Origin of the sequence: Trujillonella humicola (assembly GCF_046233715.1) — a bacterium.
GTDB lineage: Bacteria > Actinomycetota > Actinomycetes > Mycobacteriales > Geodermatophilaceae > Trujillonella > Trujillonella humicola.
This window is the reverse complement of the sequence record NZ_JBJNRJ010000119.1, coordinates 1-1,487: the sequence shown is the minus strand read 5'-3', so window position 1 is coordinate 1,487 and position 1,487 is coordinate 1. Positions and strand designations below refer to the sequence as shown.

1 protein-coding gene is annotated in these 1,487 nt (G+C 73.5%); it reads right to left on the bottom strand.

Annotated features, from left to right (window positions below):
- Nucleotides 1-1,364: IS1380 family transposase (locus tag ACK586_RS25335; RefSeq protein WP_409333303.1), on the bottom strand; the 1,364-nt coding region annotated here is incomplete at its 3' end.
- Between the last annotated feature and the right edge of the window lie 123 nt (nt 1,365-1,487).

The following is a 1,487-nucleotide window of genomic DNA, read 5'->3' as shown; positions in this document are numbered from 1 at the left end:
AGGGCCTGGAGGGCGAGCGCGGTGAACGGCGCGGTGGCGGCCAGGTGCAGCAGGCGGCGGCGGCCGGTGCGGGCGTGCCGGGCCGGGATGGAGAACAGTCGCAGGCGCAGCCGTTTGGGCTCCCAGCGGCGGGCCTCGTGCCCGGCCAGGGCGAGGGTCTGCGTCCAGGCGACCAGGTCGGCGGCGAGCGCGACGAGGGCGCACCAGATCTGGTTCTGGGTGAGGTCGTGCAGCGGCAGGTTGGCCAGGCCGGTGTTCTTCGCGCAGCGGATCCGGTCCTCGGCGCGGGCCCGGCGGCGGTGCCGCAGCTCGAGGTCGGCCAGCTGTCCGCGGGTGGTGTTGGTGACGAACGCGGTGATCCGCATGCCGTCGACGTCGGTGATCCGCAGCTGGGCGCCGGGGTGCGGACGTTCCTTGCGCACGATCAGCCGCATCCCCGGCGGCCAGGAGGACAGGTCGAACAGCCCGGTCACCTCGGCGACGAAGGCGCCGGGGCGGGGCTGACCGTCGGCGTCGTAGGCCGGCTTCCACGCGGCATCGGGGATCTGAGCGAGCTTCGCCTGGATCGAGGGCAGGTCGCCGGGCGGGGAGAACCCGACCGAGTAGGACAGCCGGCGGCGGGTCAGCCACGCGAGCAGCTCGTGGGTGCCGCCGGCGCCGTCGATGCGGATCAGCACCTTCTTGCCCCGGGCGTGGCCGCCGGGCAGCTGCGCCAGCGCATTGCGGATGACGGTCTTGTGGTCGACCACGGTGTTGGAGCCGGCGTTGCCCGCGCGCAGCAGGAACGCCAGCGGCTCCCCGGTGCCGGCCGGGCCGTGGTCGACGAACGCCCACAACGGGTGGTGGCCGAAGCCGCGCTTGAACGTCGGCGCCGCGGCTTCCTTCTCCGAGTGCGCGGTCACCAGGGTGGCGTCCACGTCGATCACCACCGGCGAGGAAGCGTCCGCGGCGTGGTTGGGGGCGTGCGCGCCGGCCAGCGACCACGCGGTCGCGCGGGCTGCTGCCCGGGCGGCGGCGATCGCGGCCAGCGCCGTGGGGGCGTCGGCGGCCAGGGTGTCGACCAGCCGGGACACCGTGGGGTCGGAGGCGACCGGGCCGAACACCTCCGGTGCGGCGCGCAGCTGCGCGAGGTCGGCCAGGCAGTCCCCGCCGATGGCCAGGCTGACGGCCAAGTCCAGAACGATCTTGCCCGGATCGTGCCGGGCCAGCGGCCGCCGCCAGGGCTCGATCGCCCGTGAGAGGGCGACGTCGAGACCGACGGCCTCCGCGGTCCTCAGCAACACGACCGCCCCGGCATTCGGCACGACGCTGGACCCGTGACCGTCGACGGTCAGACGCGGGTATCGCCCGCTACGCTTCTTCACCAGAAAGGTGCCTCCTGGCCCGCGTGGATATTGCCCTCAGCAAGCAGCATCCTTGCAGGTCAGAGGCACCTTTCGTGCTCCCGGACCGGTCTTTAGATCATGCGCGGTGAAAGCCCCGGGCTA